This window comes from Pseudomonas sp. (genome assembly GCF_026224925.1).
In the GTDB taxonomy this organism is placed as follows: Bacteria; Pseudomonadota; Gammaproteobacteria; order Pseudomonadales; family Pseudomonadaceae; genus Aquipseudomonas.
On the sequence record NZ_JAMFRV010000310.1, the window covers coordinates 1 to 24650 of the forward strand.

The window sequence follows — 24650 nt, forward strand, 5'->3', positions numbered from 1 at the left end:
ATTCAAGCTTCCTGCGCCACGCCGAATTGGCTGCCGCTCGATACGGTTTGAAGACTGTCGACATTCTGGTCGAGCTAGGTAAGCGGCGCATGGTAGGTGGACAGGAAGACATGATCGTTGATGTCGCCTTGGATCTACTGGCCGCTGGTAAAGGTCACTAAGGGGGCCGGGCAATGAGCTTTCATGTATCCATTGAACCATCGGGCCATACGTTTGAGTCTGAGCCTTCGCAATCAATCCTTGACGGTGCACTCGCTGAAGGGCTGATGCTCAAGCATAGTTGCCGTCAAGGGACCTGCGGCAGTTGCAAAGGGCAGGTACTCAGCGGTGAGATCGATCACGCCGACAGTCCCTTGGACGTACTGTCACTTGTCGAAAGGGAAGGAGGGCTGGCTCTGTTTTGTTGCGCCAGGGCACGCTCTGCGCTGGTCATTGATGCGCCAGAGGTGACCGAATTCAGGGGGATCTCCGTACAGCAAATCGCCGGGCGTGTGGCAGATATCAAGAAGGTCAGTGACGATGTCGCGATTTTACGCTTAATGCTTCCTCCGGAGCACAGTTTCCGCTACTTGCCAGGTCAGTACGTGCAAGTGTTGCTCAAGAACGGTCAGCGACGCAGTTACTCTATGGCCACGAGCGTGCTGCGAGACAACCAGTTGGAATGGCACGTGCGTCACATGCCCAACGGCACGTTCAGCGGGCATGTTTTTAACGCGCTGAAACCGAGAGATCTACTGCGTATCGAGGGGCCTTTCGGAGGGTTTTTCTTGCGTGAAAGTGATCGGCCAATGGTGTTTCTGGCCAGCGGAACCGGCTTTGCACCGATCCAGGCGCTGCTTGAACAACTGATCGAGCAAGGTAATCATCGGCCGGTATATCTGTACTGGGGGGGACGCAGGCGCTCAGACCTCTACCGTCATGAAGCGTTGTTGGAAATGGAACGCTCTGAGAGTTGGTTACGGTATACACCTGTGCTTTCTGAACCCGGTCCTCTATGTGATTGGCAAGGGGCCGTGGGGTTTGTGCATAAAACCGTAATGAAGGATTTTCCCAGCTTGCGTGAGTTCGAGGTGTACGCCTGTGGAGCACCTATTGTCGTGGACTCGGCACGCACTGACTACACTCGCGAACGAGACTTGGATCCAGGCTATTTCTTTGCAGATGCTTTTGTCTGAGCCTTAGGATTACTGCATCACAATACGTCGAAATTCTAAGCGCTATGGGCGGCTAAATGAGATCCACTCCTCAAACGAGTGGACCCACGCATCCTTTGTTGCTGCGAGCGACTGAGTGATTCAGCCTTTATATATTGGTCATGCTGGCAGGGTGCGTATACGGCGCGAATTCCCCTGCGGTTTAAACCGCAAGGTCAAACTTGGAATAATAAAAGAAGGTATCTAAACCATGCAAGCGGCTCGCCCGTTTCTACTCCAGCGTGTATTCGGCAATTTTTCTGTCGGTGGCAAACTCTCAATCGGATTTGGCTTGGTATTGTTGTCCACACTTGGCGTTGCGATAACTGCATTTCATTCAATTGGCATGTTGCAAGAGCGCAGTGAACAGCTAAGTGAACTTTCAGGTGTACAGAGCCTAATTTTACAAGCTCGTATCGCGGAGAAGGGATTCGCCATAGATCTCGCGCCGGAAGCATCCAAGCAGGTCCGTCAGAACATCGAGCAACTCACCCAGATACTGGATGGTACTTCGACACAGGTTGCTGGATGGGAGGACATGAGAGCGGCATCTACCACCTATTTACAACAGTTTTTGAGTTATGCCGACTCCCTGAAACAGGTACAGATTGCTCGAAAAAATATGAGCGATCGAGCGCAAGTAGTGGGCGATAGCTTTATCGCCGTCTTTCTTGATCGCTTGGATGCCCTAGACAATGCGCTTCAACAGGGCAAAATTCCGGACGCAGATATGTTGAGTTTGTTAGGGGAGGCGGCCGGATTACGCGACAAACTGATCAAGTTACGCGACGGCGAGTTGTCCTTTACTCTTGACGGCGACGAACGCTTCCGGGACGACTGGGAATTGGGCATGAGCGACCTAGTAAGTGCAATGCAGGCTCTAGAATTGCGCCTCGGGGTTGAGGAGCTTCAATCGTTGAAGAACGCAGAAGTCGCTCTTGGAGATTATCGACGGGCATTCGAACAGTTCGTAGATGGCCGAGTTCGCGTGGTTAAAGGTAGCGCGGCAATGAGTTTGCAAGCTCAGCGAATTGCTGGCGTATTAGCTGAGGCCAACAAGAACCAAGAGCAAGGAATTCGTTCGGATAGTCAGGCCGCAAATCGCCAACTATGGATCATTTCCATGATGGCTTTGATTCTGGGGGGAGGAGCAAGCCTACTGATTCGTCGCCTTATCCTTCAACCACTACTCGAAGTAGTGAAGCTGGTACAGCGAGTAGCTTCAGGCGACTTGAGCAGCGAGCATCACAATGCAGTAAGGCGCGACGAACTTGGTCTGCTGCTCAATACTGTTTACGGCATGCTCGTGAGCTTGCGAGGATTGGTTGGGCGTATTGGCAGTGGCGTTGACCAGTTGGGCCAAACGTCTGGCGGTTTGATGGAGGTGATTCAGCGTACCCGACTTGGCGTTGAACAGCAGCGCCAGGATACAGAATCAGCCTCTATCGCTATGCAGTTGTTAACAGCCACCGCGCTAGCCGTCGCCCGTGATGCGGGTGAGGCCAGTAAAGCGGTCGGTCAAGCTCATGGGCATGCGCGTGAAGGTGATGAACTCGTCCGTCTTGCCAGCGGCAAGATTGGCCTGCTTGCAGATGAGATGTCTGGAGCTTCGGAAGCTATGCAATCGCTGTTGGCAGAAAGCTTGGCGATAGGAAGAATTCTTGACGTTATAAAAGCCATTGCCTCGCAAACAAATCTGTTGGCATTGAACGCAGCAGTCGAAGCAGCTCGCGCGGGTGAGCATGGTCGAGGCTTTGCGGTTGTTGCGGAGGAGGTGCGCGGGCTGGCGAAGAGAACTCAAATATCAACTCAGGAAATCGAAGGACTCATTTTGCGGCTGCGCCTGGTTGCCCAACAAGCTGCGGAAAAGTTGCAGGGTAGTCACACGTTGACTGGTGAAACCGTTGTTCTCGCCGGCAGAGCCTCGCAAGCGTTGTCTCGAATTACTTTTGCGGTTTCCAGCATTGAAAAGATGAATCAACAAATAACCAAGGCGACGGTGGGCCAAAGCACGGTCGCTTCGAAAATTAGTTGCAGTATCGAAAATGTTAGAGCGGTAGCAGAGGGCGCAGCTCAAGAAAGTCAGAGCTTGCAAGTAGCGACAAACGATCTTCGTAAAGTTGGTGACGAGTTAAATTCTGCTGTAGGGCACTTCGTCATATAACGGTGGAAAATTCGCCGGCATATGCTATTGGCTCATAGCAGTAGCCAAAACGGCACTCCATGCAATAGCCGTTACCTGCGAATATCCAGTTACTGCAAATGACCATATCTAGTCCCTCCAGACCATCCTGGCCGGTCACGATGGCGGTGAGCTTCGATTGGTTGTAGATAGAACCCTGTAGCGTGGCTTGGAGTCATCCATTTTTTGTTCTTGATATGCCCTTCGAACAAGTCCAGAATCAAGTCCATTCCTGCTTCAGGAATAAAAGAAACCCCATAGATTTCAATGGGTCGGATGCTAGATGTGAGTCTCGTTTCCCGCTCCAAATATTGTTCTACAGGCTTCTGTTGACGTCTGCAGAAACTGAAAAAAGAGGCTTCGGCCTCTTTTTTCGTTCCAGTAAGTTCCACTCGAAAGCACTACCAGCCACGTTTTTTTAGTACATTTTTTAGTACATTAATCCGGTGCTTGGTAAAACATTTTTTTTCGTGGGACTCGCCTCTCTGGAAACCGTACAAATCTCCTCTATTCAAACGAGACGGAGTTTGTACGATGGCGCTCACCAATACGGCAGTCCGGCACGCCAAACCCCGTGCCAAGGACTACACCCTCCCTGACTACAACGGCCTCGTCCTTTTCGTGAATACGAAAGGCGCCAAGTGCTGGCACTTCCGCTTTTCCTGGGCGGATAAGCAACCCCGTATTTCTCTCGGTACCTATCCTGAAATTAGCTTACGAGATGCTCGCGCTCTGCGTGGTGTTGCGAGGGCACTGGTGGCTAGGTGCATCGATCCGCGTGTCTATCGGCAGCTGGAGCGTAATGCCAGGCGCCTGGCCACGGAAAACGCCTGAGAAGCGGTTGTTCAGCATTGATAGTGGTACGCAAAGTTGAACATCGTGTTTCTGGTCGTGGGTCTCGATAGTCCGGTCGGGCCCAGAACCTCTCGCTTCAATTGGCCGCCGAGTCGGCTGACAGCGAGGGCGCTCAGGTTGAGATGTATAGGGGAGGCTTACTTTCGCTGTTCATGGCCAGTTAAGCCTTTGAGCCAGGTCGGTGATCAGTCGTTGGGCAGGTGCAGTTGCACTTCCATGGCGTCATGAAGGAGTCTGACGACCTCGATCACTTCGTCGCTTGCCACGCGATAAAACACGATATGGCGTGGGCTTTTGACCATTCCATGGGGGTGTTTGGCCTGCTGGCGTGAATAGATGAGGTGATAGCTGCGAAGGCCCGGTGCAAGCTCATCGCGTTCGTGGCTGCCAATGCGATAAGGCGTGCCGGCAATCGCTTGCAGCGCCGAGAGGATCAGCGCCTGGTAGCGCTGGCGTGCTTGATCGCCGAACTGCGTCTGGGGGAGCCTGAGGATGTCGACAATGTCGGCGCGCGCCGCGTTGGAATCCGATACTGCGGCATGCTCAGTGTTTCTCTCTCGCGGGGAGGGTTGCCTCCAGGCTCAAGCCCTCGAGGTAGTGCTCCAGATCCCCTTCGTTCAACTGAGTAAAGCGCCCGTGCTCAAGGTCCATGATGCCGATCGAGGTCGCCTGACGCAGGGCCTCAATTTTGGCAGTGTCTTCGGCGACGCGTTGTTCCAATAGCCGCAAACCTTCGCGCATCACTTCGCTGGCATTCTGATAACGGCCGGACTGAACCAGGTCATGGATAACCTGTTCTTGGTGAGGGGTGAGCACAACGTTTCGCGTCGCCATGGGTGGGCTCCAGCTCGGTGCAAATAGGTATTTTCGTATGCCATTTTCGCTCAAGAGCATAGCTTAGGGCCGATATCCGGCGATCAGGTGATGGCTGACTCGGGGCCAATCAGTAAGGGTCAAAGTGATCCACCCATTAATAAAGCAACCTGCAGATTGATTTGAAGATTGATATGCCTGACTGTGCGCGGGAGGAGGCGCGCGATGTGTGCTTCTCGATCCGCCCTGAAATCGATCGGCATGTTCGGTGCCCATCAATATTTGCGTTTAGAGGCATCAAGAGAGGTTCCAATGCCCTACGAGTTAGAAAATCGCCTGGTGATCGGCGTGGCTTCCAGCGCTGTGTTTGATCTGCTGGCATCGGACGCAGTGTTTCAGAGTCAGGGGGAAGAGGAATACCGCAAGTTCCAGCAGGAAAATCTCCACGTCCCGCTTCCTAAGGGGATCGCGTTTCCGTTCATCAAGCGTTTACTGTCAGTGAATGACCTGAGCGTCGATCCTACGGATCCGCTTGTCGAGGTAATACTTCTTTCGCGAAATGATCCCGACACTGGGCTGCGCGTTCTGAAGACTATCGAGCACTATGGGCTTGGGATGACAAGGGCGATTTTCATGCAGGGAAAGTCCCCGTACGAATACATACCGGCACTGAATATCGCTTTATTTTTGTCGGGTGACAAAAAAGACGTAGAAGCGGCTATCAAGGCCGGGTATCCGGCAGGCCAGGTGCTCGATTCAAAATTCGAAGACGACGAATCTGATAAAACCCTGCGCATCGCATTCGACTTTGACGGCGTACTCGCCGGCGATGAGTCTGAAACAATCATGCAGGCCTCGGGATTGTCCGAGTTTCATGCGCACGAAGTGAAGAACGTCATGCAACCCCATAACCCTGGGCCGCTGAAGGAGTTCATGGTGCGGATATCCAAGATCCAGTCGGTCGAGGAACAGCACAAAAAGCTCAATCCTAAATACGAAAACCGCATACGCGTTTCGATCGTCACGGCCCGCAATGCTCCATCTCATGAGCGCGCGATGAATACACTCAAGAGTTGGGGTGTCATGGCCAATGACGCCTTCTTTCTGGGTGGCATCGAGAAAGGGAAAATTTTGGGCGTGTTGAAACCGCACATTTTCTTCGATGACCAATCAGGGCACCTTAAATCGACTAGCGCGGTTGCTCCATCCGTGCACATTCCTTTCGGCATCACCAACCATGTGGCGACAGAGGTTGCGCTAGAGCTTGAAGCTGATCAGGTTCAACAGGTGGTGTAATACGGTGGCTTGCGCGTGTAAGTGCCACAGGAATTCGCATCGGTTCTGTGCTGCAAAAAAGCCTATAGCACGGCCTTTTTGAAGGCCAGGCATGCAGGCTATATGGCATTTTTGGCTTGGCGTCACTCTCTAGTAACGAATACGCCATATAGAGTGCGGATTCCACGCCATCCGGCCACTCATTCCACTAACATCCAGCCACCTGTTCCACGCTTATCCGGCCGGGCAGTCGGAGCGCAGCGACGCAGGTTTGCATTGTTAGTCTGAAGTACCCACTGTCGTCAATTTCGTCGAGCGCCTGCGCAACGATTCGCCCTTCAGTTCGAGGCGGTAAGCGTTGTGCACCAACCGGTCGAGGATCGCATCAGCCAAGGTCGGATCGCCGATCAGCTCGTGCCATTTGTCCACCGGCATCTGGTTGGTCACCAGCGTGGAGCGATGGCCGTAACGGTCGTCGAGCAGTTCCAGCATGTCGCGCCGTTGCGCGGCGGTAAACGGAGCCAAGCCCCAGTCATCAAGGATCAGCAGGTCGGTCTTGGCGTAGCTGGCCATTAGTTTGGCGAAACGACCATCGCCGTGAGCCATGCCCAGCTCCTCCATCAGCCGTGGTAAACGTAGGTAACGCACGCTCTAGCCGTCCCGGCAGGCCTTGTGTGCCAGTGCGCAAGCGAGCCAGGTTTTGCCTACGCCGGTGGGGCCTCCGATGATTAAATTCAGTCCGTCTCGCAGCCATTGGCCGCTGCCCAGTTGCAGGATCAGTGACTTGTCCAGGCCTCGGGGACAGCGGTAATCGATGTCTTCCAGACAAGCGTTATGGCGCAGTCGGGCCAGTTTCAGACGGCTGCTCAGGCGCGTGTTTTCACGTACGGTCAACTCGCGATCAACCATCAGACCAAGACGCTCATCGAAGCTGATGTCCTTGATCTCGGGCGTTGCCTGTTGCTCACCCAACGCTTTGATCATGCCGTGCAGTCGCAGGGTTTGCAGCTTGTCGAGGGTCGGGTTGGGTAGCATTTTGGTGTTCCTTTTTAGGTCAGTGGTAGTAGCCGGGGCCGCGCAGGTTGATGTGTTCGTCGGGTAACAGCGGCAGGTTTTGTTGGGCCAGTGGCAGCCTTTCAAGACCTTGGCGCAGGATCGATTCGAGGCTTTTGTAACTGCACGCACCCAGCGCCAGGGCGCGCTGGCAAGCAGCTTCCAGCCGGTCTTCGCCATGGTTTTTTCCCAGGCGCAGGATGCCCAGACAGGCACGAAATCCGTGCTGCGGATGGATCCGCCGTTCGAGGATGTAGGCGATAACGCCAGCGGTGTTTGGCCCGGTTTGCTCCGCCCAGCGGATCAGCCGTTGCGGCGTCCATTCGGCGTGCTCGCGGTGGCTCTTGGGCATGTGCTTGATTTGCGTGGTGTGGCGGTCTTTGTACAGGGAGCGCAGATGGCTGGCCACGCGCTGGTTGGCGTTGAAGCACTCCATCGTTTGGGCCGTCAGGCGCACTTCAAGTTGGTGCTTCACCAACTGATAAGGCACCGAGTAGTAATGACCGTCGATTTCAACGTGGTAGTCGATGTGCACCCGTACCCTTTTCCATTCGGCATAAACGTAGGGATGTTCCGGCAGCGGTTGCAACGCCGGTTGGTCGATGGCCTCGAAGGTCGAGCGACGTGAGCCAGGTAGTTTCTTAAAGGGCTTTTGGTTGAGTCGATCCAGCAACAAACTGATCGCTGTGTTGAGTTCGCCCAGCGAGAAGAATTGGCGGTTGCGCAAGACCGCCAAAATCCAGCGCTCGACTACTTGCACGCCGACTTCAACCTTGGCTTTGTCCTTGGGTTTACGCGAGCGAGCGGGCAACACGGCGACCCCGTAATGCTCCGCCAGATCACGGTAGCTGGGGTTGATGTCGGGTTCGTAGCGATGCGCTTTGCTGACGCCGCTGCGCAAATTGTCCGGCACCAGGATCGCGGATGTCCCGCCGAGAAACGCGAAGCAGCGCACGTGCGAGCCCAGCCAGTCCGGCAATTTCTGCGACCAGGTGGCCTCGGCAAAGGTATAGCTGGAGGCGCCCAATACGGCGACGAATATCTGGGTCTGGCGGATTTCGCCTGTGTGCCGGTCGATTACCGACACGGTCTGGCCGGCGTAGTCGACGAACAGCTTTTCGCCTGCGCGGTGCTCCTGGCGCATGACCATATCGATCTTGGCGGCCCAGAGACGGTAATGCTCGCAGAACCAACTGTACTGGAAACCTTGGGGCTCGCTGAGGCGATACTCCTGGCAGAGCAAGGCCAGGGTGACACCGGGCCGGCGCAGTTCGGCGTGAGCCTTTGCCCAGTCAGGCATGGGGCGCTGTTCACTGGGGACAGCTGGAGTGGGTGGGAAAAGACGTCGTTGCAGCTCGGTATCGGTCAGAGCAGAGGGCCAAATCAGCCCGCTGGCAGCAAAGCGATTGAGATAGTCACCGACGCTGGCTCGACTCACTTGCAAGCTGACAGCGATCTGGCGAGCAGCACGGCATGTTCGAGGCCGGCACTTGCAGAGTCTCTGAAGCACGATTGCGCAACTTCACCTCCGTCACCCAATAATCACCAAGTCGCCAGGCGGCGATAGGTATGCTGGACACGTTTTCGGTCGGCATTCGCCTAATTTTTTACCATTCCCAGGCATCACTACCCGCTGATTTTTCGTTGAGCAAATTACTCCAGATTTTCTCCAAAACGCCGAAAAACATATCGAGTTCTTCGTCAGCAATCCCGTTTACCGACCTGGCAAACAACGCTTTGAGAGTCGGTGTCATTTCATCACGGAGACTACGACCTTTTTCTGTGAGGTGGATGCAGAATCTGCGGCGATCTTTTGGGTCTCGGACTCGCGTAACTAGACCGTTTTTTTCCATGTTGTCCATTGCAGGAACGGCTGTGTTCGGGTGAATACCTACGCGCTTACTTAGCTCTTGCTGGCTCAAACCGTCATGTTCAGACAGTATACGAAGGTAATACCAATGCCCCATCGTTACCTCCCGACCAAGAAGAAGGTATTGACCTCGGGATTCGTACAATCGATGAGTGTCCTTCAAGCGCCAGGCAATGCTGCGACCCTTGTCATCATAAACTCGGGGGTCAACGGATATTTTTGCCTGTAGCTGCTCGTCGTGATTTTCGACAATGGAGTCTGTGTCAAATTGGGGCGTCTCGACGTGCTCACTGGTTTGGCTATTGGGTTTCATTCAAATGCTTCTCAGATGGGTAGGTATGCGGATGCCGCCAATCACAATAAAACCATCTCGTACGATTGCTGTGCAAGTTTTTTCGCGATTGCAGAATTCGGCGTGGTTGACGTTTTACTTTGCACTAAGGCTTGCGCCAGGATAGGGACATACCTTTGCTCGACGGCACAGTGCGGAATATCGTCGAGTTTAATCGCTAACAAGGTCTCAGTCCCGAACAGCTTTCGCTCCGACCGCGGTCTCAGCGCCTCTCGGGATTAGCTCTCGTTTTTCGCGGGTATCCTGGCAAGCGCTGAACTAAAGAATTTAGCATTATCTGGCACCAATGCATCGAGTACGACAGTGCATCGCCGATGAGCCTGGTGATGCTTTTTCAACGTCATTTTCATCATGAAGCCTGAGCGCGGCCCCACAATTTTAGGTTTTCGAGCCGAACGGCCGCCATCCAGGCAATTCAGCGCATTTGCTGAGTCCGGTGCCCTTCACTCAGCCAGCCCCTGAAGAAACACCCATCAGCGAATGCGACTGACTTTCGACTGAGACCTCCTCCCGCTGTGGCAAAGAATAGTCTGTGCGCTATCCGAATTAGCCACGCGACATCTCTGCTTCTTTCATGAAAACCTGCCACGTTCTACCGGCAAAGGCAGGCTCTCCGTCGAGGAATGGTTATCCGAATTGCCTGTTTGTGCCGTTATTTTAACCACGAGCGGCTCCTACGGTTTTCCCGAATTGGCCTCGAGTCTGGCAGGTCAGTAGTAGGGGTATTTTTTGCCAAAAGCACGCTTGACAAATTTAGAACGCAATCGGATGATACGACCACGTACGAATATTGTGATATTTTTAGGTTGAGAGGTATTGTGGGTAAATGTTGTCGTTCAAGTGAACCTTGGCTGCGTCGTGGACGATAGCGGTGCCTTTCAGTAGGACGGGAGGACCCACAGCGGCACGACAGATCGACTCGTTTAAGGCGTTACCAAACTGGTAGGAATTGAAAAATGAGTGATAACAAGAATAACAATGCACCAATCATGCAATTGTGGACTCGCGAAGGGTTTTCTGGTCCGCTTTCAATGGTTAGTCGTTCAACTTACGGTCCGGATTTCCTATCGGTTCAAGGGCCCCACGCGCCTCGCCGCTGTGTGATTGAGCGGCTGGTGCCTCAAGATCGGTCTGATGCAGACGCGCTTCCTTCGGTCGTAGCGACTTCCAAGCTCGGTGTCCGCCTACTGACATCGGCGCGAACCCAGCCCATGTCTTTTACTGTCAGAAACGTAGAGGCTGACGAGTTGCACTTCATACAGGCTGGTCAGGTTAAGTTTGATACAGACGCGGGTAGCCTGATCGCTGATGAAGGCGACTTTGTATGCATTCCGCGTTCGGTGGCTTATCGTTTCGGCCCCACAAGGGGCTCGATGCGCAGCCTCATCATGGAAACGCCAAGCGCGCTGAATTTGACCCCGCCAAGCCCAGTGGGAATGATCAACTTCTCTCGCGACGTAAAGTTGGCGGCGATTGATCAAGATATAGTGTCAACCGGTCCGATGCCTTTACTGTTGAAGACGGCAGACGGTGAGGTCACTCGATACATGATGGCCCACGACCCACTGGCCCTTGGTGGCCAAATGACTTCCAGTGTTCCGGTGTGGAAGTTGAACCTCAGTAATATCCAACTTCATGCCTATGAGCCCCATGGCGGTCCACCCTCCATGTTCCTGTCTTCCCGCGACGGCGAAGCGCTGGTGTTCAACCTGAGTGCACGCTCTGGCGGGCGTCCCCCGGTGCACGTTAATGCTGATTTTGACGAGTTGGTCTTCTACGTTCGTGGGCCAGGAGCATGGGGAGGGTGTGACGAGCCAGGCACCCTGACCTGGGTTCCGAAGGGTGTTCCGCATCACGGCCCCTCGGAAGCGGTGCCCGAGGGGTATCAAGCGTGGCTTCTTGAGACTCGAGCGACGATGCGATTCACCCCCGAGGCATTGGCGGCTTCCGAGTTGATGGAGACGGGGAATTACTTTCGCCATCCAAGCGTTTCCGGTTAATTGATAAAGCATCAAACCCCTAGCGTATTGCAAAATGCAGCTGTTAGGGGTTGTTTATCTGAAAATAAAAATAATGAAAAGAGTATCTCCCGTGAATATTAAAATCTTCCTCGCTCGGCCCAGTCCAATCATTAGCATGTGTTTGTTACCGCACATATCAATATTTTTTAGATCCTATCGGCTTAAGCTATAGCAAAAGTTTGGCGTGCAACGCCATTCAAGATGCATGGCGATGGGTTATGTTGGAGTCTATTCAGATTCTGAATGCATCTAAAGATGCATTGAAGTTCGGATTTAAATAAGGCTTTGCGTTTGCGTTTGCCTTTTTCGCCACAGAAGTTTCCTTGCTAATAACAATAGATACGTGGAGACCGCACTCATGTCCTGCAAGCACTTTGTCATGCTCGCAATTTCTCATCATCCCCGCTTTAAGAATGGGCGGCAATTAGCGCACCTAGTAATGGCTTGCACGGCCGCAATGACGTGGACTGGCGCCTCTGCATTTGAGATTCCGACCGACAATCCTGATTGGAAAGTTCGATGGGACACCAGCCTGAAGTACAGTACCGCTATGCGCCTGAAAGGTGCCGATTCCAAGTTGACGGGGCCCGCACAAGCCAACTTTGATGACGGAGATAGAAATTTTAGGGATACGGGTTTGGTGTCCAACCGCATGGATTTGTTCACTGAAGCGGACGCTATCTACAAAGAGCGCTTTGGTGCGCGGGTCAGCGGGGCAGCTTGGTACGACGACGTTTACAACCGTTCCAACGATAATAACTCTCCCGCTACGCTGAATAGTTCCTCCGCGCGGTCCGGTGAGTTCACGACTGCTACTCGTGATCTGATGGGGCGTAAGGCGGAGTTACTTGACGCCTTCGTTTTCGGGGGCGCCGATTTTGACGATATGACCGGAACCTTTCGCTTGGGGAGGCACGCTCAGGTCTGGGGCGAAACGTTGTTCTTCGGTTCTAACGGCATTGCAGGGGGCATGGGTCCAATTGACTATGTCAAGTTATTCAACGTGCCCGGCTCGCAATTCAAGGAAGTCGTGATGCCAGTTAATCAAATCTCCGGTCAACTGCAGATCCGACCCGGTTTAACCGTGAGTGGTTATTACCAGTTGGAGTGGGAAGAGAATCGTATCCCCGCTTCAGGCTCCTTTAGTTCGTTCTCGGATATCTTCGGTGATGGCACAGAGAATCTACTTTGGTCTTCGGGATCGCATTTTACCAACGCTGGCAAGATCAAACCGAGCAACATGGGGCAATTCGGGTTCCAGGTTCGTATTCGGCCAGAGAATATAGATGCTGAGTTTGGTCTCTATGCGATTCGTTATCACCAAAAGGACGGGAACATCTACATCCGTCCAACGGCAGGAACTGCATTCTTCTCGAACCCAGGGGCGCCGGGAGAGTCAGTAGGAGTTTTCCAGACGGCATATCAAGAAGGCATCCGCGCCTACGGTGCTAGCGTCAGTACTACCATCGGTGATGCTAACGTTGGCCTAGAAGCATCCTTTCGTGATAACGCCCCGTTGGTTAATGGGGGCACATTCGTCTTCGATCCAAGTGCTGACAACAACTCACACCCCGCTTACCCGGTTGGTCGTACAGCGCACGTGAACGTGTCATCAGTTGTCCTTCTTTCGCCAGGCAGTCTATGGGAAGGAGGAACCCTGCTTGCCGAGATGGGATGGAACCGGACGGTGTCCGTGACGGAAAACCCGCAGGCACTCGATCCCAACAGCACACGCGATGCGCTTGGTTTCCGAATGCTCTTCTCTCCTACGTACTACCAGGTTATGAACGGGCTGGATGTCTCTGTGCCAATCGGTCTTGGATACAACCCCAAGGGTAGGTCATCGGCAGTAAGCCTTTTCAATGGTGGTGTTGATAAAGGCGGTGACTACAGCATTGGAGTTAAAGGGGAGTACCACAAAAACCTAACACTCGGACTGACCTACACCTCTTACTTTGGCGATACCGGTGCCGTGCTCGCGCCCACCAACGATCGACTGTCGTTTAACCAGTACTACAAAGATCGTAGCAACATCGCTGCCACCGTGCAGATGTCGTTCTGACACAGGAGATCATCATGACTCAACGTATATTTAAACTGCTTGGTGTCGTTGCGGCAATGGCTACCATTAGCCTTGCACATGCGGCGGTAACGCCTGAAGAGGCCCAGTTGCTCAAGAGCACCCTAACACCCGTTGGGGCGGAACGTGCAGCTAATGCTTCTGGGAGTATTCCCGCGTGGAGTGATGCGGGAATTAAGCCGCCACCTGGTTACAAGTCAGGGGATCCGCGTACAGACCCTTTCGCTAATGAAAAGCCAATCCTGACAATCACCGCCAAAGATGTCGCAGCCAATGCGTCTAAACTGTCCGATGGCGCAAAAGCGTTGTTAGCGAAGTATCCAGACACCTTTCGGATAAACGTTTATCCCACTCATCGTACAGCGACGCTGCCCCAATGGGTCTACGACAACACCTTCCGCAATGCGACTAGCGCGAAGACTACCAATGGCGGTAATTCGATCCAGGGCGCCTACGGCGGCATTCCGTTCCCGATTCCGAAAACCGGTGCAGAGGCGATGTGGAACCACCGCTTGTCGTATGCCGGATCATCCACGACCACGACTTACATGAACTACACGGGTACTGCGGACGGAAAGATGGTGGTTTCGTCCAGAGGATATAACAAGGTCCAGTGGCCTTACTACGATCCGAATACGCCATGGCATGCCGATTTTAGCGGCCCGTTCATGATGCTGCGCAACATGCAAACAGAGCCTGCCTTCAAGTCGGGAGAGGCATTGTTGGTTTATGAGACCCTGGACCGCGGTCGTTCTGCCTGGCAGTACTTCCCCGGCCAGCGGCGCGTGCGCAAGGCTCCCACGGTGGGATATGACACGCCCAGCGATATTAACTCTGGGCAAGAGTATTACGACGAGAGCTTTTTGTTCTGGAGTGAGCTGGACAGATACGACTGGAAGCTAGTGGGTAAGCAGGAAATGTATATCCCCTACAACACCAATGGATGGCATTCCCTTCCGGCTGATCAGCAGTACTCCAAACATCACATTAACCCCGACTCGTTCCGTTGGGAGCTACACCGGGTTTGGGTGGTTGAGGCGACGCTCGCACCAGGTAAACGCCATGTTGTGCCGAAACGCCGCTTCTACCTGGACGAGGACACGTGGAGCGTAGTGATGCACGAAGGCTGGGATGCTGAAGGGAAACTCTGGCGGGTTGGTATGGGTATGCCCCACATTGTGTGGGAAGGTCCCTACGTGCTGACCAACCAACCATGGATGACCTACAACATTCAGTCCGGTTCTTGGGTTGTTGGAGCACCTGCTGACTTCGCTAACGGGCCTTACTACCGGCAGTTGGACAAGATACCGGCTACGTATTTCACTCCAGAGTCTCTCGCGGGGGAGGGGGTGAGATGATCGCTCGAAACCTGAGCCTTGTTTCGTTTCCTCTGATCTTCATGCTGATGACATGGTTCGCAGCCGATGCCGGTGTGCACGCCGCGGAGGCTCCCCCGACGGCGGAGCCAAAGTCTGCGAGTGTGCAACAAATGGGGGCGGCCCTGGGTAGCCGCCGCTTGAATCAAGCAGCGGCTCCAGTCAACAGTCCTACGCATGCCGCTATGCAGGCGGTAAGCACGGCCGCTAGCCGGATAGTTGTTGCCGGTGAGCGAGGTTTGATTGCTTACTCCGACGATTGCGGTGTCACTTGGCAGCAGGCCAATGTACCGGTGAGTGTCACGCTGACGGCTCTGAGTTTTGTCGATGCGCATCACGGTTGGGCTGTAGGGCACGACGGCGTCATTCTTGCCACCCAGGACGCCGGATCCAGTTGGCAGAAGCAACTCGACGGCAAAGCTATAGCAGAGCTTGCGCTTGGCGCTGCAAAGAAAGCCGTTGCTATCGCTCCCTCTAGTGGCGACGCTCAGCGTGAATTAAGCGACGCCGAACGCTTGGTTGCCGATGGCCCTGATAAACCCCTATTTGCCGTTCATTTCTGGACGCCCGAGCGTGGCTTGGTCATTGGCGCATACGGTCTGGCACTTCTCACGGAAGATGCTGGGCGTACCTGGCAGTGGATTGGTGACCGAATCCCCAATCCCATGGGCTTTCACCTATACGGCTTGTGGGTACATGGGAATCAGGTCTATGTCGTCGGAGAGCAAGGCTTGGTGGTGCGATCGGAGGATGGCGCGAGTCATTTTCAGTCTGTCGCCAGCCCTTACGAGGGCAGCTATTTTGGCATTACGAGCGTAGGGACTCCGGACTCCGGACATTTGATTGTTTACGGATTACGCGGTCACGCATTCGAGCTATCAGCACAATCCTCGAACCTAATACCACTTCCACTCGGGTTGGAAGCGTCATTGCTAAGCGCTTCGCCGGGCCCAAACGACAGTGTCTTGTTGTTTGATGCAGACGGCCAAGTCGTCGAAGTCAGCGGCACTGATGGTTCGGTAAGGCCGATTGGCAACTCCCCCGTAGGTCCGGTGCTAGGTGTCGCAGCCTCATGTGGAAACAGCATGGTGGTCGCGGGTTTACGTGGCGTAGCCATAGTCGATGCAACAACAATGGTCGCTGGTAGCAGTACAGGAACCACAAAATGACAGCCATGATTAAGCAGACTGACGACTGGCCGGTGATTTCAAATCTGGCGGACTTTAACGTCCATTCCGGCTCCTTTGGGGAGCGCATGTTGTTCAACAATCGCATCTGGATCATTGTCCTGTGCGCACTGATGACAGTATTTCTGGGAGCGAGCGCCCGTCACCTGCAATTGAACGCCAGCTTTGAGCGGATGATTCCTACCGGACATGAGTTTGTCCGGAACTATTTTGAGCACCGTGAGGAACTCGTAGGTGTTGGCAATACCCTGCGCATCGCTGTACACACCAGCAAGGGAACAATATACGACGCTGAGTACCAGGATACGTTGCGCAGGCTTAACGACGAGTTCTTCTTGATTCCAGGCGTCGACCGGCCACTCATGAAATCGTTGTGGACGGCGAACACTCGTTGGCTTGGTGTTACAGAAGAGGGGCTGAGCGGTGGTCCGGTTATACCGGACAATTTCAACGGCTCGGCGCAGAGCCTTGCAGAGTTGAGGGTAAACGTCGAACGTTCTGGTGAGATCGGTCGGTTGGTCGCTCCGGACTTCCGCTCGAGTCTGATTTTGCTGCCATTGATGGCGACTACGCCAGGCGGCAAGCCGCTTGACTATCAGGAACTCTCTCATCGGTTAGAGGAGCTTCGCGCCAAGTATTCCAAAGATGGGATCAGTATCCACATTACCGGCTTTGCAAAAGTCGCAGGAGACCTCATCGATGGTGTCGGTGCTATCGCCGGCTATTTTGTGCTCGCCTTTTTTATGTGCATGCTCGCGCTGTATGTATACAGCCGCTGCGTACGTAGCACTGTCGTCGTATTGACATGCTCATTGATCGCGGTGCTTTGGACACTTGGTGCTCTTCAATGGCTGGGGTATGTATTAGACCCCTATACCGTCCTGGTGCCTTTCTTGGTGTTCGCGATCGGTGCCAGCCATGGCTCGCAAAAAATGAACGGTATTGCTAACGACGTGACTAACGGTACGCACAAGGTCGTGGCCGCACGTTACACATTCAGACGCCTGTTTATCGCGGGGTTGACCGCGTTGCTGGCTGCTGCACTGGGGTTCGCCGTGCTCACGGTAATTGATATCGACATCATTCGAGACTTGGCACTGACCGCCGGTGTCGGGATGGGTGCGTTAATTCTGACGAATCTGGTGCTACTGCCCATTCTGTTGTCTTACACCGGAGTCAAAGTACGCAATCGGGAAGATGGGCCTCTGATCCAGGGCTTGTGGCGTGTGCTTGTTCGCTTTACCTACCCCAAACAGGCGCGGATAACCGTTGCGCTGGCGGTCGTATTAGCGATTGTAGGCATCGTGGGTAGCATGCGACTGACCGTGGGGGATGTTGACCCTGGCGCGCCGGAGCTTAGAACCGACTCACGGTACAATCGCGACAACGCCTTCATGGCCGGCAACTTCCCGTCCAGTAGTGATCTTTTCGTCGTGATGGTGAAGACACCCAAGTTTTTGTGCACCAAACACGACACTATAGTGGCGGTCGATGAGTTGGAGCGTCGCTTACAGCAATTACCAGGTGTTGAGTCAACAAGTTCGATAGCAAGTCTGTCTAAATTCGCAGCAGTCGGCATCAGTGAAGGTAATCCCCGTTGGTACGACATCCCAAACCAGGCAACGCTTAATTCTGTTACCACCAGAGCACCTCGTGAGTTGTTCAACCAAGGCTGCGATCTGCTAGCGGTGTATGTCTACCTGAGCGACCACAAAGCGCAGACATTGGATCGGGTAGTGAGGGCGACGCAATTATTTGCGCTAGAGGTTGGAGCAGGTACTGATACCCGCGTATTGCTCGCAGGTGGTAACGCCGGCATCGAGGCTGCTACCAATATTGTGGTGAAGCGATCGAACTGGATCATGACTGTTTTGGTATACCTCAGTGTCATGGCCCTGGCACTGCTGACCTTCCGGTCGTGGCGCGCGACGTTGGCTGCGATGTTACCGCTAATGCTGACCACGGTACTGCTGGAAGCGCTGATGGCGTGGTTAGGGATTGGGCTAAAGGTTGCCACATTGCCAGTTGTCGCCCTAGGCGTGGGCATTGGGGTGGACTATTCACTGTACATTCTGAGTGTGACCCTCACTGCGATGCGCAACGGCGCGAGCCTCTCTGAGGCCTATGCACAAGCATTGCGCTTTACAGGACGAGTGGTGATTTTGACTGGCCTGACATTGGCCGCCGCGGTTTTCACCTGGGTGCTGTCACCAATTCGGTTTCAGGCGGATATGGGGCTGCTCCTTGGATTCATGTTTATTTGGAACATGCTGGGTGCGTTGATCTTGTTACCGGCTTTGGCACATTTCCTACTGAAACCCAGCCAACTGATATCTGTAAAGGACCAGGTGTTACCTGCTCAGCCGACTTAAGTTTTATGGTGAGTTAAGGCGAGACCCCAACAACAGAAAATTTATGCTGAATAGCAATTTATAAAATAAGAAGGTACTTATGAAGAAAGAATGCAATGACGATGTTGTGATGCCGCCGGAGTCTGCAGTGGTGCAATTTTCTGTACTGCTGCGCCAGTTGAAGGTATCTCGACTCAAGGTAGCAAGCGTTGCCAGCAGGTAAGTGATTACTGTGTGGTAAAGCAGATCCCCTTCTCCACACGCAGTCATAAAAAATAAAAAGATTCGGCTATTTGAATTTGAACTTGATTGGGAGTTTATGTGATGAATACGACTGTTGAGTTTGTACAAGGCGTTTATGAAGATGTGGATAGCCTTGACGTCCCCCGGTTTATTTCTCGGCTGACTGAAGATTGTGTGTTTGTCTTCGGCAATGCTGACGCTGTGATTGGACACAGCGCCATCGCCAGCTATTTTGGTTTTTTTTCCGAAATGATTGCCGGCATAGCTCATGTTGTCGATGAGGCTTGGACCATCGAGGACGCTATTATTTCGACTGTGCGAGTAACGTATATTCGAAAAGATATGAGCAAGCTAAGTTGCCCCGCAATGGTGCTTTGGCGAATGCAAGATGAGTTGATCAAAGAATATCGTATCTATGTGGATAACTCGGCACTGTTCGCGTGATGTAAGGCACACTCCGTTTAAGCAATGATTTTTCGAAAAAGGCTATGCAGGTTGTAGCCTTTGGTAACGCTACATCTGTCTGAAACTTATGATTTATTCGAATCGGTTTTATCAATGATTGATTGAGAGGATTTTTGATTATGAAAGAAGCAGCGATCACCTCGCCGTCTTTATCAGTGGCTCAAGATCTTAAAGGGAAGACGATCATAGTTACAGGAGCGGGCAGTGGTATAGGCCGTGAATCAGCCATAATTTTTTCGCTAGCTGGCGCAAACGTGATTGTCAGTGACATTACTGCGGAGAGCGCCAAGGCAACTGTCGACTCGATCCATTCACGCGGTGGTATCGCCACATTCGTACAGGCGGATTTGGCTGTGGAAGCCGAAGTTCAACTGCTGGTCAGCGCAGCGGTAGAAACGTACGGCCGTCTTGATGGCGCATTCAACAATGCGGGTATCGGGCAAGTTGGCAAGCCCCTTCATGAGTTGTCGACACAGGAGTGGCAGCGTGCGCTCTTGGTAGACCTGACATCGGTCTTCTGGTGCATGAAGTACCAAATCCTCGCCATGATGACTACCGGAGGCGGGGCAATTGTAAATACGGCTTCGGCGCTTGGGCAAGTTGCTATACCCCATGCCGGAGAATACGTTGCGGCCAAACACGGTGTCATCGGTATCACGCGCGCCGCCGCCGCCGATTACGGCGCAAAGGGCGTACGGGTCAATTGCGTGCTCCCAGGCATTATTAAGACTCCGCTTATTGATGAGCTGAGTACTGATCCGCGATTTGCATCATCGCTTGAAAAACTCCTGGAGAGACATCCGATTGGACGATTCGGTAACCCCAGCGAGATCGGTGAGGCGGCACGATGGCTTTTGTCGGATGCGGCCTCCTTTGTTAACGGTTCAGCGATTGCCGTAGACGGTGGTTATCTGGCGGTTTGATGGAATTGTGAGGGCTGCACCAGGTGCTGTAGCCACTCGCAGATCACGTGTTCATTCAAGTTAAGCAATCTTTCAGAGGTAACGCTATGGGACGTTTAGACGGTAAGGTGTGTTTGATCACTGGCTCGGGCGGCAGTATGGGTCGAGCATCTGCGCTGGCCTTCGCCAAAGAAGGCGCGCTGATCGTTGGTTGTGACTTGTTCGCCGAGCGTGCGGAAGAAACAGTGCGAATGGTCACAGAGGGCGGAGGCAACATGGTGTCTATGCAGCCATGCGATTTGACGAAGATGGACGATTGTGAAGCGCTGGTACGGACCGCGATTGACGCTTTCGGCCGGATCGACGTGCTTTTTAACAATGCATCCATGGCGTATTTTGGCTTGGTCAACGAATTTGCGATTGAGGACTGGCACAAGACGATGGATCAGGAAGTTAACCTCGTCTATTACATGACCCGTGCCGTTTGGGGTGAACTCGTTAAATCGGGCGGCTCTATCATAAATACAGCCTCGATTTCTGCGCATCAGGCCTATCGTCCATTGCCAGCGCTCGCGCATACAGCTGCGAAAGGCGCCGTCCTTGCCATGACGCGGCAACTCGCCATGGAAGGTGCGCCGCACGGCATTCGCGCAAATTCTATATCTCCTGGCTTAATCGATACCAACCAAACCAAGGGTATTCTTGCCGATCCGGATTTTTTTACGGTGATGACCGAACAAATCATGCTTAAGCGCCCAGGCAAACCCGAAGAAGTTGCAATGGCCGCACTTTTTCTAGCCTCTGATGAATCAAGTTTTGTTACGGGTGCGGATTTGTGTGTAGACGGCGGTACAACCGCTTGGTGATCAAGCCTGCGTCGGAATACCGGACAGCACAGTTCCACATCACGGCAAGGAGAATTAGATGTTAAAATTCATCATTGCATTTGAACGTCACACGAAAATGACTCGCGAGGAGTGTCAGAGTTATCTGAACGCTACTCATGGCCCGTTGGTTAGTCGCGTGACTGAATTCAGCCGGCATGTTCAAGGATATGTACAAAACTTCACATTCGATGGTGGTATAGCGAATGGTACGGGTTTTGATATCGATGGGGCATCGGAACTCTGGTTCGCTGATCTTGATACTTTTTCGACTGCTTTTTCAGAATCACGCTATCTTGAACTCATCAGACCTGATGAGCTGCGTTTCGCAAACCCTGAGCGATTGATTATGGCCTTCACCACTGAGGAGACGGTCATAAGCAAGCAACGACCCACAGCTCTGAAGCTGTTTCGTTTTCTGGGTACACCACAAGGCGGTGAGGCAACAGCCATGCGTACAGCTTGGCAGGTAGGGTACGGCAAGCAATTGGTCCAAGACGAGGCGCTTGCGTCTCTAGTGGTTCGCTATGTTCAGAATTGGTCGCTACCAATCGATCGCAATCCCTTTCCACTCTCGCAGTCCTTCACTGGAGTCGATGAGCTTTGGTTTGAAAGCGATGAAGAGCTTGTTCGCTTCATCACCCTGGAGCAAAAATTGCTCAATGAACTATCTAATCAGGAACTCATCGACATGAGTGCTTCGGTGGCCTTTGTTGCAGTAGAGAAGGCCGTCATGCCTGTTGCTGTAAACTAGTTCCGGTTCTGACCCGGCCCTGTGTTGCGATGCACTCGTTTCGATTGCATCGCATTTTCGTGAATTCCGCTTTAGTCCATTTATCCCGGCAATGTCGGTCTTTTGACTTTCTCAGGCATCGCCGGAAAACCTGCAACTTCGGAATACTATTGGCATGACTGGCATTTAGAACGTTCCGGCAAAAATACACCCATGCTGATTGTCCACACCCAGAAGCGTGATAGTGACTACGTTAGTTGTTGCAGACAGCTATCGATGGCGCGAGCTAAGGTGAACGAGCCCAGGGATAGTTATTCTGCAAGGTACGGGGCAAACTTGCGGCGTCGATCTGATCGAAAGTGCATGGCAGTTTTTCAGTGCGGCCAGGATAGGGGCTGTATGGATACCGCTACTCATAGCGATGACCTGAAGCGGGAGGCACTCTGCGATACAGCCCCGCCCTGACTATTTGAATTAGATCGATTTTTTCAACCAGCGATCAACGCGCTCAGCAGCGATCTTGCCCGGTAGCCCCGATACGCCACCGCCCGGGTGAGTGCCGGCGCCTCCCAGAAAGAAGCCTGGAACTACCGGCTTAGTGCCGCCCAAACCAAATGCGGGACGCTTTAGGCCAGTGCGCGCCGCGCCGAAATCTATATGGGTCACGCAACCGTTTGTGAGGTTGAGACGTTTAGCGCGATCCATTGGGGTTTCCAAGAAGTTGCCGATTTGCGCATCAAAGCCATCGTAGAACTCGGACAGCTGAGCGGTGATGCCTTGGAGCGTCCGCGCTTTTAGTTCGTCGCTCCAGCCTTCGCGCGCTTCCACTGCAATCGACGGCAGATAGACGTGGGCAATCGACTGACCGGCTGGCGCTTGCGCAGGCTCCCAGTTGCTGAGCGGCGATACCGCGATCGCATGCGTTTTCGAAATATCGCCGCGCCGCGCGGTGGCGAAGCTATTACGCACTTGGTCCGGCGTGCCGATCAGGCCACAGGCCTTATTCAGATCGGCATCATCGTGGCGCATGTCCTGGTGGCGCTTCAGCGATAGCGGTTTCGACATCGCGATATTGATGAGCATTGGCGCGCAGTTGGAACGGTTCGCTGGCGAATGCTCCAGGCGTGTAACAAGACGTTTTTCGATACCGCCAGGCGTAGTGAGCTTGTACGCGGTGCGTGGATCGCAGCAGGCGATCACGCTGTCGGCGGTGATGATGCTGCCGTCTTCCAAGCGGACACCGCGCGTTTTACCGCCTTCGATGATGATTTCAGAGACCTGCGAATTCAGACGGATGGCACCGCCACTGGCGGTGAAACTATCGGCCAGCGCATTCGACAATGACTGCAACGAGCCTATCGGTTTGCCGACGCCGAGGCGATGCATCAGGCTGAACAACATATACGCCGCGGCGTTTCCATCCTCATCGATCGGGCCTGTAATAGCAGCGATACCGGTCAACAAACCAATCGACGCCGGGTGCTCGAAGTATTCGCAGGCTATCTGGTCGGCGGTACCGGCAGCTATGTTTTGCAGCTCCGCGCGCAGACCGCGATGGCGGATCAATGCACCGATCATTTTCACCAACGCGCGCGGATTGGGGCGGCCCGGATCGGTATTCATGAACGGGAAGCCGATGTCCATCAATGCGTCGATGACTTCCATAAACTTCACGTAAGACTTGCCGTCGGCTTTCGACAGCCGCGCCATATCCTCGGCGGTACGCTTGGGATCGCGAAAGAGCGCGATCGAATTGCCGTCCGGATGCAGATAGGCATACGAGGGATCAGGATCGCAGGTTTTGAAGCCGTGCTTCACCAGATCCAAGTCCTCGATGATGCCAGTGCCGCGCATGAAAATAACATCGACCGCGCAGGGGGTGACCAAATGTTGGGGCGCTTCGGGAATCATGAAGCCGGAGGTTGTCATCCCGCCCACTTTGCTGCCTCGCTCGACAACGATAACGCGGCGGCCACTGCGGGCAAGGTAACAGCCCGCGGTCAACCCGTTGTGTCCGGCGCCGACTATAACTACGTCGAAATCTGCCATCTAAATGCTCCTGTGTTAGTGCAGTATGGAGTTTTGATTTTACGAAGGTTTACGCGCTGGCCATCTCTTAGGGGGTATTTATCAAGCCACGCGTCTGAGTCAGGACACAGGTGACATACGACGTCGGCGGGTTAACATGTTACGTCGACGCCTTTGGGTTCGCACGCCGACAGTAGTCAAATAAACACAGGTCAGTTGTATAGTCAGACCTTCCGTATATTTTTACTTATGATTGCTTTTAATGATTTTGTTGTTGCAGGGCTATTAAGTCGTAGCGTATTCGATCGTGCGACGCAGTCGACAGTCAAACTCTTTTTTGAGTGCCGTGCTGGGCTAGTAGTAATGTGTCTCGGCTACTCCTAGGGCACGACCTAACCAATCTCGATCATGAAACTTCACAACAAGCTTGCTTCAATTTTTCCAAAACGCTCGGCCTAAAAAAGGATATCTACTTTTTCGAGATCATTCGTTCGATCCACATAAGACAGACAAATCAGATTGAACTTCACTAGACCTCCAGCAGAGTGGCTATTACGAGTCAAAAATTCGCATATAAAGATCGGGCTTGCAGGGCTGATCGGCTGGCGTCTCAGACTCCAGCTTATTGTCGCTAACCTCATGTGTCATTACCGCCCCCCTTGCTGTCGAGATTTTTTGGCTGCAACAAAGGCTAATGGGCGTCAAGCTCCACATCCGCTCGATAACTTATCCACTCAATTAACAGCAGAGTACTTCCGAATCAACTTGAGTGCGGATATTAATAAGC

At 53.4% G+C, this 24650-nt stretch carries 17 protein-coding genes and 5 pseudogenes; 15 read left to right on the plus strand and 7 right to left on the minus strand.

Translation table 11 applies throughout. The features are described 5' to 3' along the window. The 5 genes and pseudogenes from M0974_RS13325 to M0974_RS13345 form a co-directional block, all read left to right on the plus strand. Positions 1–161 (plus strand): annotated as a pseudogene (locus M0974_RS13325) (4-hydroxy-2-oxovalerate aldolase); the annotation flags it as partial. Between the two features lie 12 nt (positions 162–173). Beyond that, positions 174–1175, plus strand: coding sequence for a CDP-6-deoxy-delta-3,4-glucoseen reductase (locus tag M0974_RS13330; RefSeq protein WP_297837159.1), 1002 nt, complete (start codon positions 174–176; stop codon positions 1173–1175). Between the two features lie 364 nt (positions 1176–1539). Continuing rightward, positions 1540–2499, plus strand: a pseudogene (locus tag M0974_RS13335) (methyl-accepting chemotaxis protein); the annotation flags it as partial. 144 nt (positions 2500–2643) lie between these two features. Continuing rightward, positions 2644–3357 carry a methyl-accepting chemotaxis protein gene (locus M0974_RS13340; RefSeq protein WP_367279009.1) on the plus strand — a complete coding sequence of 238 codons (714 nt, stop codon included), beginning with the start codon at positions 2644–2646 and terminating at the stop codon, positions 3355–3357. Positions 3358–3909: 552 nt separating this feature from the next. Then, on the plus strand, positions 3910–4209 hold the full coding sequence (locus tag M0974_RS13345) for an Arm DNA-binding domain-containing protein (RefSeq protein WP_297837162.1): 300 nt from the start codon (positions 3910–3912) through the stop codon (positions 4207–4209). A gap of 206 nt (positions 4210–4415) precedes the next feature. Here the strand turns inward: M0974_RS13345 and M0974_RS13350 are convergent. Continuing rightward, positions 4416–4771, minus strand: a pseudogene (locus M0974_RS13350) (type II toxin-antitoxin system RelE/ParE family toxin). A gap of 2 nt (positions 4772–4773) precedes the next feature. Next, on the minus strand, positions 4774–5064 hold the full coding sequence (locus M0974_RS13355) for a type II toxin-antitoxin system ParD family antitoxin (RefSeq protein ID WP_201062399.1): 291 nt from the start codon (positions 5062–5064) through the stop codon (positions 4774–4776). 291 nt (positions 5065–5355) lie between these two features. On the opposite strand from M0974_RS13355, the gene M0974_RS13360 reads away from it, so the two are divergent. After that, entirely contained in the window at positions 5356–6339 is a 984-nt protein-coding gene (locus tag M0974_RS13360) for a 5'-nucleotidase (protein WP_155582246.1), read from the plus strand. Between the two features lie 258 nt (positions 6340–6597). On the opposite strand, the pseudogene istB reads toward M0974_RS13360, so the two are convergent. From istB to M0974_RS13380, 4 genes and pseudogenes are all read right to left on the minus strand, one after another. Beyond that, positions 6598–7353: pseudogene (gene istB, locus M0974_RS13365) on the minus strand (IS21-like element helper ATPase IstB). 19 nt (positions 7354–7372) lie between these two features. Further along, entirely contained in the window at positions 7373–8884 is a 1512-nt protein-coding gene (istA, locus tag M0974_RS13370; RefSeq protein ID WP_297837204.1) for an IS21 family transposase, read from the minus strand. Continuing rightward, positions 8859–8966: pseudogene (locus tag M0974_RS13375) on the minus strand (DUF3438 family protein); the annotation flags it as partial. The gene istA and the pseudogene M0974_RS13375, both read right to left, overlap by 26 nt. 12 nt (positions 8967–8978) lie before the next feature. Further along, entirely contained in the window at positions 8979–9554 is a 576-nt protein-coding gene (locus M0974_RS13380) for a MarR family winged helix-turn-helix transcriptional regulator (RefSeq protein ID WP_297837168.1), read from the minus strand. Between the two features lie 1250 nt (positions 9555–10804). Between M0974_RS13380 and M0974_RS13385 the strand changes: the two genes are divergently transcribed. The 9 genes from M0974_RS13385 to M0974_RS13425 all read left to right on the plus strand — a co-directional run bounded on the left by M0974_RS13385 (position 10805) and on the right by M0974_RS13425 (position 21856). Further along, positions 10805–11593 (plus strand): hypothetical protein, encoded by a 789-nt coding sequence (locus M0974_RS13385; protein ID WP_297837171.1) that lies wholly within the window; start codon positions 10805–10807, stop codon positions 11591–11593. Between the two features lie 379 nt (positions 11594–11972). After that, positions 11973–13676: a DUF1302 family protein gene (locus tag M0974_RS13390; RefSeq protein WP_297837173.1), complete on the plus strand. Its 1704-nt coding sequence runs from the start codon at positions 11973–11975 to the stop codon at positions 13674–13676. Between the two features lie 14 nt (positions 13677–13690). Further along, on the plus strand, positions 13691–15052 hold the full coding sequence (locus M0974_RS13395; RefSeq protein ID WP_297837175.1) for a DUF1329 domain-containing protein: 1362 nt from the start codon (positions 13691–13693) through the stop codon (positions 15050–15052). After that, a complete protein-coding gene (locus M0974_RS13400) occupies positions 15049–16239 on the plus strand; it encodes a YCF48-related protein (protein WP_297837177.1) in 1191 nt (396 codons plus the stop codon). Before M0974_RS13395 ends, M0974_RS13400 begins: the two co-directional genes overlap by 4 nt. Further along, positions 16236–18629: an MMPL family transporter gene (locus M0974_RS13405; protein WP_297837179.1), complete on the plus strand. Its 2394-nt coding sequence runs from the start codon at positions 16236–16238 to the stop codon at positions 18627–18629. The genes M0974_RS13400 and M0974_RS13405 overlap by 4 nt, the downstream gene beginning before the upstream one ends. A gap of 303 nt (positions 18630–18932) precedes the next feature. After that, positions 18933–19295, plus strand: a complete 363-nt coding sequence (locus tag M0974_RS13410; protein WP_297837182.1) for a nuclear transport factor 2 family protein — start codon at positions 18933–18935, stop codon at positions 19293–19295. Between the two features lie 140 nt (positions 19296–19435). Further along, the gene (locus tag M0974_RS13415; protein ID WP_297837185.1) at positions 19436–20239 is read left to right on the plus strand and encodes an SDR family NAD(P)-dependent oxidoreductase; all 804 of its coding nucleotides are present in this window, start codon (positions 19436–19438) and stop codon (positions 20237–20239) included. Positions 20240–20325: 86 nt separating this feature from the next. Then, the gene (locus M0974_RS13420; RefSeq protein WP_297837188.1) at positions 20326–21084 is read left to right on the plus strand and encodes an SDR family NAD(P)-dependent oxidoreductase; all 759 of its coding nucleotides are present in this window, start codon (positions 20326–20328) and stop codon (positions 21082–21084) included. Between the two features lie 58 nt (positions 21085–21142). After that, the gene (locus tag M0974_RS13425; protein WP_297837190.1) at positions 21143–21856 is read left to right on the plus strand and encodes an EthD domain-containing protein; all 714 of its coding nucleotides are present in this window, start codon (positions 21143–21145) and stop codon (positions 21854–21856) included. Between the two features lie 453 nt (positions 21857–22309). Here the strand turns inward: M0974_RS13425 and M0974_RS13430 are convergent, their stop codons facing one another. After that, a complete protein-coding gene (locus tag M0974_RS13430) occupies positions 22310–23884 on the minus strand; it encodes an NAD(P)/FAD-dependent oxidoreductase (protein WP_297837193.1) in 1575 nt (524 codons plus the stop codon). Between the last annotated feature and the right edge of the window lie 766 nt (positions 23885–24650).

Bases quoted from the DNA above. Each gene is read 5' to 3' on its own strand.
- M0974_RS13330 (WP_297837159.1), top strand. From the start codon at position 174: ATGAGCTTTCATGTATCCATTGAACCATCGGGCCATACGTTTGAGTCT.
- M0974_RS13340 (WP_367279009.1), top strand. From the start codon at position 2,644: ATGCAGTTGTTAACAGCCACCGCGCTAGCCGTCGCCCGTGATGCGGGT.
- M0974_RS13345 (WP_297837162.1), top strand. From the start codon at position 3,910: ATGGCGCTCACCAATACGGCAGTCCGGCACGCCAAACCCCGTGCCAAG.
- M0974_RS13355 (WP_201062399.1), bottom strand. From the start codon at position 5,064: ATGGCGACGCGAAACGTTGTGCTCACCCCTCACCAAGAACAGGTTATC.
- M0974_RS13360 (WP_155582246.1), top strand. From the start codon at position 5,356: ATGCCCTACGAGTTAGAAAATCGCCTGGTGATCGGCGTGGCTTCCAGC.
- M0974_RS13380 (WP_297837168.1), bottom strand. From the start codon at position 9,554: ATGAAACCCAATAGCCAAACCAGTGAGCACGTCGAGACGCCCCAATTT.
- M0974_RS13385 (WP_297837171.1), top strand. From the start codon at position 10,805: ATGTCTTTTACTGTCAGAAACGTAGAGGCTGACGAGTTGCACTTCATA.
- M0974_RS13390 (WP_297837173.1), top strand. From the start codon at position 11,973: ATGTCCTGCAAGCACTTTGTCATGCTCGCAATTTCTCATCATCCCCGC.
- M0974_RS13395 (WP_297837175.1), top strand. From the start codon at position 13,691: ATGACTCAACGTATATTTAAACTGCTTGGTGTCGTTGCGGCAATGGCT.
- M0974_RS13400 (WP_297837177.1), top strand. From the start codon at position 15,049: ATGATCGCTCGAAACCTGAGCCTTGTTTCGTTTCCTCTGATCTTCATG.
- M0974_RS13405 (WP_297837179.1), top strand. From the start codon at position 16,236: ATGACAGCCATGATTAAGCAGACTGACGACTGGCCGGTGATTTCAAAT.
- M0974_RS13410 (WP_297837182.1), top strand. From the start codon at position 18,933: ATGAATACGACTGTTGAGTTTGTACAAGGCGTTTATGAAGATGTGGAT.
- M0974_RS13415 (WP_297837185.1), top strand. From the start codon at position 19,436: ATGAAAGAAGCAGCGATCACCTCGCCGTCTTTATCAGTGGCTCAAGAT.
- M0974_RS13420 (WP_297837188.1), top strand. From the start codon at position 20,326: ATGGGACGTTTAGACGGTAAGGTGTGTTTGATCACTGGCTCGGGCGGC.
- M0974_RS13425 (WP_297837190.1), top strand. From the start codon at position 21,143: ATGTTAAAATTCATCATTGCATTTGAACGTCACACGAAAATGACTCGC.
- M0974_RS13430 (WP_297837193.1), bottom strand. From the start codon at position 23,884: ATGGCAGATTTCGACGTAGTTATAGTCGGCGCCGGACACAACGGGTTG.